This is a genomic window from Empedobacter sp. 225-1 (assembly GCF_030328185.1).
Taxonomy (GTDB): Bacteria; Bacteroidota; Bacteroidia; order Flavobacteriales; family Weeksellaceae; genus Empedobacter; species Empedobacter stercoris.
On record NZ_JACALO010000069.1, the window covers coordinates 1 to 5606 of the forward strand.

The following is a 5606-nucleotide window of genomic DNA, read 5'->3' on the forward strand; positions in this document are numbered from 1 at the left end:
TGCTACACCATATTTTACTTTTCTTGTCATAAAAAATGCCCCCAAAAGTGTCTAACTTTTTGGGGGCAGTGTATTTAATTTGAAGCTTTTTTTATGATAATGAAATAGATTATATCTAATTATAATACTCTTTTTACATATAAGAATTTTGGACCCCAGTATCTGTCATTTAAAGAAGAAACAATAACTCCTTTTGATGTTGAAGAATGAATAAATTCTAAAACTCCATCTTTATTACGTCCATGTACAATACCAACGTGCGATACTCTACCACGACCTCTTGTAGCAAAGAAAACCAAGTCTCCTTCTTTAGCTTCTGATGTACTAACTGTAAAACCTTCTTTTGCTTGATCAGCTGACACACGAGGTAAATTTTTATTAAAAGTTTCGAATACATTTCTAACAAAAGCAGAACAATCAATACCATTTCTTGTTGTGCCTCCGTATCGGTATGGAGTACCAATATAAGTTTCAGCTTCTTTTAATAAAAATCCAGAAAACAATTCGTTTGTTTCTTCTAAAACACTGTTTAACACGACCATAGATTTTGCGTCATCGTTAATTTCTATTGGTGTTACATCCAGATTGGCATGTTTGTTGATTATTTTAGCTTGAGTTTCAATCGCTCTTGGCTTCGGAATGAAACTTCTCGAAGAATATTCTGTAGCTTCGTTAACTGGGGTTAAAGATGAACAAGATGTTATAAACATCGTGCAAACCACCGCAGCTACACCTAATATCGATGCTTTCATATATTGAGTATTCGTTTGTATAAATTTTAATAGCATCGCTAAAGTAATTGTTAAAATTATAACTCATTATATACAAGCAACATTTTGACAAAATATTAACTTCCTTAACATTTTTTAACATAAATTTTAATAAAAAAACTTTTAATTAAATTTGGAACTTTAAAAATTAGTTCTAAATTTGCACTCGCTTTTCACAAGAAGTTGTAAAGCCGTCATGCGGCCCATTCGTCTAGTGGTTAGGACATCAGGTTTTCATCCTGGAAACAGGAGTTCGATTCTCCTATGGGCTACATTAAAAGTGTTTTAGAAAATTATTAAATTAATTTGGCGAGATAGAATATTTGTTTATATCTTTGCCGAACTAAAATAGAAAGAGATTTAAGTTATGGCAAATCATAAGTCAGCATTAAAAAGAATTAGACAATCAGCGGTAAGACGCGATCGTAATAAATATTATCATAAATCAGCTCGTACAGCTATTAAAGCGTTAAGAACTGAATCTGATAAAAATGAAGCAGAAACTGTTTTTCCAAAAGTTTCTTCAATGATTGATAAGTTAGCAAAAAGAAACATTATTCATAAGAATAAAGCTTCAAACTTAAAATCAAAGTTAGCGAAACATATTGCGGGATTAGCTTAATAAAATAAAAGTGGTCCCTTCGTCTATCGGTTAGGACACTAGATTTTCATTCTAGAAAGAGGGGTTCGATTCCCCTAGGGACTACAAATTAATAGATGGATTGCATTATTGCAATCTTTTTTTTCCTTGTTCATAGTTGTTGATTTTTATTAAACAACCAGTAGAATACTGTGTAAAGGAAATTGTTTTTTGTGTTTTGTTTGTAAAGGTTAATCATATTGTTTAGATGATTAATCGGGAATGAAAATGTCGCTGTATAATTCAACTTGGTTCAAATTATTAGAATTATACATCGACTTTTCTACAACTCCCAACACAAAATGACGTTCATTCAAAAAAAAGAATATTCGAATTATTTAATTCATATTAAGTGGTCCCTTCGTCTATCGGTTAGGACACTAGATTTTCATTCTAGAAAGAGGGGTTCGATTCCCCTAGGGACTACAAATTTGACTTAAATAAAAAAAATAAAAAATATTTCGAAAATTGTTTGGTATTAAAAAATAAACGTTTATTTTTGCACCACAATAATACGAAAGGAGGTCCCTTCGTCTATCGGTTAGGACACTAGATTTTCATTCTAGAAAGAGGGGTTCGATTCCCCTAGGGACTACAAAAAAGCATTCAAAACTGAATGCTTTTTTATTTTGAAATAGTTTAGTTTATATTGGTTCGTTGTAATCAATAAAAAAGCGTTTGAAGAAATAGACTTCAAACGCTTTTTGCTTTTATATCTATATCATTACAACTTTGGAATAGCAGCTATTAACTCTTTTGTGTAGTTCGTTGTAGGATGTGCGTATACTTTATCCGCATCATCTAATTCTTTCATTTCACCATGTTGCATTACCAACAATTGATCACTCATATATTTTACAACAGCCAAATCGTGTGAAATAAAGATATAAGTAAATCCAAATTCGGTTTTTAAATCATTTAGAAGATTTAAAACTTGTGCTTGCACAGAGACATCTAAAGCAGAAACAGATTCATCACAAATGATAAATTTTGGGTTTAAAGCCAATGCACGAGCAATTCCGATACGTTGACGCTGACCTCCCGAGAATTCATGTGGGTATTTATTCAAATCTTGTGCTGTTAAGCCTACTTTTTTCAAAAGTGTAGAAGCCGTTTGCAATCGTTCCGTTTTATTTTGTCCAATTCTATGGACTTGCATCGGTTCAGTAATAATTTGTGCAACCGTTTGTCGAGGATTTAAACTTGAATATGGATCTTGAAAAATAATCTGGATTTCTCTTCTTAATTTTCGAATCTCTTCTTTCTTAAGCTTAGTAATATCAACTCCATTATAATATATTTCACCAGCCGTCGGTTTTTCCAATAATAAAATCGTTCTGCTCAACGTTGTTTTTCCAGAACCAGACTCACCAACTAACCCCATTGTTTCACCTGGATATACCTTAAATGAAATATCATCTACAGCTTTTACACTCGGTATTGTTGAATCTCCAAATAAAGAAGAAGGATAAAAATATTTTTTTAAATTCTTGACTTCTAAGATAGGTGGATTTGCATATATCTTTTTGTGAAAACTTGTTCGTTCTTCATCTGTGTAGGTTGCTGTTTTAAAATCTGGATTATCAAGAAAATCTTTTACAGTTGGTAAACGTTTTGCTCGTTCCTCTAATCGAGGTCGACAAGCAATTAAGCCTTTCGTATAATTTTCTTTTGGATAATGAAAAATAGTTTCTACATTTCCTTGCTCCACAACATTTCCACGAAACATCACCAAAACCTCTTCACAAACATTTGCAATTACGCCCAAATCATGTGATATAAACAACATACTCATGTTGTTTTTTAATTGTAATTCCTTCAATAAATCGAGTGTTGCTCTTTGTACTGTTACATCCAAAGCAGTTGTAGGTTCATCGGCAATCAATAATTTAGGCTCGCAAGAAATTGCCATAGCAATCATCACGCGTTGCTTTTGTCCACCAGATAATTCGTGCGGATACGCTTTATAAATACGTGCTGGATTTGGCAATTTTACTTGTTCGAAAAGGTGTAAAACTTTCTTTTTTGCTTCGTCTTTGTTCAATTTTTGATGCAAACGAATGGCTTCTTCTACTTGTTCACCACAACGTAAACTTGGATTAAGTGAAGTCATTGGTTCTTGGAAAATCATTCCGATTTCATTACCTCTAATTTCTTCTAATTCTTTGGGAGAAAGTTTTAGTAAATCAATCATTTTATCATCTTGACGAAAAAGAATTTCACTTTCTGGATGAATCGTCGCATTTGGAGATAATAATCCCATGATTGCTAAAGATGTCAAAGACTTTCCCGAACCAGATTCTCCCACAATACCTAAAGTATCGCCTTGTTCAACTTTGAAATTAATGTTGTTCAGCACTTGTTTATCTCCAAAAGAAATTGATAAATTTTTAACCTCAATGATATAATGTAAACTTTGATTTTGCATTGCAAATAGTTGCTTGGTAAATGAAGTGGAAATTTAGTGATTTTTAATGATTTTCTTCACTCTATAAATTCTAAGATTTTGTATTTATTTATTTTGTAATTTTGCTACGAATCAAACCGTTGTGATTTATAATATTTTTTATTAATTTAGACATATTGATTTACTGGCTCACAAAAACTTATAACAAGTCAGTTTCTTAAATTCGAAGAATGGATACATACTCCCAGATTTCGACATTGTTTTTAGTCGCTAATCACAATGTCGCCGATGAAATTTCTGTAGCAAAACTTTTGCTTACAATTTTCCTTGTTTTATTAAATGGTTTTTTCGTTGCAGCAGAATTTGCAATTGTAAAAGTACGTTCGTCACAAATTGAAGTCAATCAAGATATAAATGAAAGAACTTCGAATGCTGCAAAGCGAATTGTAACACATTTAGATTCTTACCTTGCAGCAACACAATTAGGAATTACTTTAGCTTCCTTAGGATTGGGTTGGGTTGGAGAAAGTTCTATCACACCAATTATTTTAAAACTTTTTGAAGTTTTAGGTTTAACCTCTCCATCTTGGACTACGATTGCACAAAATGCAGCTATTCCAGCTTCATTCTTTATTGTGACAATTTTGCACATTGTTTTTGGAGAATTAGCACCAAAGTCATTAGCAATTCAGTATCCAACAAAAACAACATTTGCTGTTGCTTGGCCACTTAGAGTGTTTTATTTTGTATTCAAACCACTTATTGTAATGATGAATGGTATGGCTAATATTATTCTTCGAGCATTTGGAATTCACCCTATTCATGGAGGAGAAATACATACAGAAGAGGAATTAAAAATGATTATTACCGAAAGTACCGAAGGTGGTGCAATCGAAGAATCAGAGCGAAATCTGATTCAAAATGTTTTTGATTTTGATGATCGTCGTGTCATGAATATTCAAACATTACGTAAAAATGTATCCGCAATTAATATCAATACTTCTGTAAAAGAAGCGTTAGATTATGCGATTAATGAAGGATATTCTCGTTACCCTGTTTATGAAGAAGAATTTGATAATATAAAAGGGATTATTTACGCGAAAGATTTGATTAAACAATTATTAGAAAATCCTAACCAAACGGAGATCGAAGGTTTGTTACGTGAACCTATTTTTATTTCAGAAAATGCATTGATTAAAAATGTAATGAAACAATTTCAGAAAAAGCATATGCAAATTGCGGTTGTGACTAACGAAGTTGGTGAAGTAGCAGGAATTGTTTCGATGGAAGATATTTTAGAGGAATTAGTTGGTGAGATTCAGGATGAATATGACAACGAAGATCCTATTGTTTCGCGTGTTTCGGAAGGTATTTATAATGTAAATGCTCACAATGCAATTAGTGATATTAATCGCTTAGTTCCTTTTAAATTCGAAGAAAGTGAACATTATGATACGTTGGCTGGGTTGATTTCTGAATGTTATCCTGACAAAGAATTGTCCGAAGGTGATTTGGTTGATTTGGAAGAATACACAGGAACAATTATTAAAATGTACCGAAATTCGGTAGAACAAATTCAATTAAAAGTGAAAGAAGAATTCATCGAGAATTACCGAGATGAACCTGACACAGCTGAAGATGATGAAAATTAGTCTTTAAAATATGAATGAAAAATCCGCTCAACAACGAGCGGATTTTTTATTTTATATATCTGTCCCGTCCTGAAATAGCGATACAAAAAAGAAATCGTTATTATGGAAGAAAGAAGCAATTATGTCAAACGTACTCA

The 5606-nt window shown here is 32.2% G+C and carries 4 protein-coding genes and 4 tRNA genes; 6 read left to right on the plus strand and 2 right to left on the minus strand.

The window, feature by feature from the left end; translation table 11 throughout:
• Positions 1-119: 119 nt before the first annotated feature.
• A complete protein-coding gene (locus HX088_RS13520; RefSeq protein WP_260541412.1) occupies positions 120-752 on the minus strand; it encodes a C40 family peptidase in 633 nt (210 codons plus the stop codon).
• A 218-nt stretch (positions 753-970) separates the two neighbouring features.
• Here HX088_RS13520 and HX088_RS13525 point away from each other — a divergent pair.
• The 5 genes from HX088_RS13525 to HX088_RS13545 all read left to right on the plus strand — a co-directional run bounded on the left by HX088_RS13525 (position 971) and on the right by HX088_RS13545 (position 2005).
• Positions 971-1042 (plus strand) — tRNA-Glu (locus tag HX088_RS13525).
• A 95-nt stretch (positions 1043-1137) separates the two neighbouring features.
• Entirely contained in the window at positions 1138-1392 is a 255-nt protein-coding gene (gene rpsT / locus HX088_RS13530) for a 30S ribosomal protein S20 (protein ID WP_171622719.1), read from the plus strand.
• 12 nt (positions 1393-1404) lie between these two features.
• A tRNA-Glu gene (locus tag HX088_RS13535) sits at positions 1405-1476 on the plus strand.
• Positions 1477-1764: 288 nt separating this feature from the next.
• Positions 1765-1836 (plus strand) — tRNA-Glu (locus tag HX088_RS13540).
• Between the two features lie 97 nt (positions 1837-1933).
• Positions 1934-2005, plus strand: a tRNA-Glu gene (locus HX088_RS13545).
• 129 nt (positions 2006-2134) lie between these two features.
• Here the strand turns inward: HX088_RS13545 and HX088_RS13550 are convergent.
• Positions 2135-3838, minus strand: a complete 1704-nt coding sequence (locus HX088_RS13550) for an ABC transporter ATP-binding protein (RefSeq protein ID WP_286484435.1) — start codon at positions 3836-3838, stop codon at positions 2135-2137.
• A 209-nt stretch (positions 3839-4047) separates the two neighbouring features.
• On the opposite strand from HX088_RS13550, the gene HX088_RS13555 reads away from it, so the two are divergent.
• Positions 4048-5469: a hemolysin family protein gene (locus HX088_RS13555; RefSeq protein WP_225539134.1), complete on the plus strand. Its 1422-nt coding sequence runs from the start codon at positions 4048-4050 to the stop codon at positions 5467-5469.
• Positions 5470-5606: the final 137 nt, after the last annotated feature.

Coding starts and splice junctions, on each gene's coding strand:
- HX088_RS13520 (WP_260541412.1), bottom strand. CDS start 752: ATGAAAGCATCGATATTAGGTGTAGCTGCGGTGGTTTGCACGATGTTT.
- rpsT (WP_171622719.1), top strand. CDS start 1,138: ATGGCAAATCATAAGTCAGCATTAAAAAGAATTAGACAATCAGCGGTA.
- HX088_RS13550 (WP_286484435.1), bottom strand. CDS start 3,838: ATGCAAAATCAAAGTTTACATTATATCATTGAGGTTAAAAATTTATCA.
- HX088_RS13555 (WP_225539134.1), top strand. CDS start 4,048: ATGGATACATACTCCCAGATTTCGACATTGTTTTTAGTCGCTAATCAC.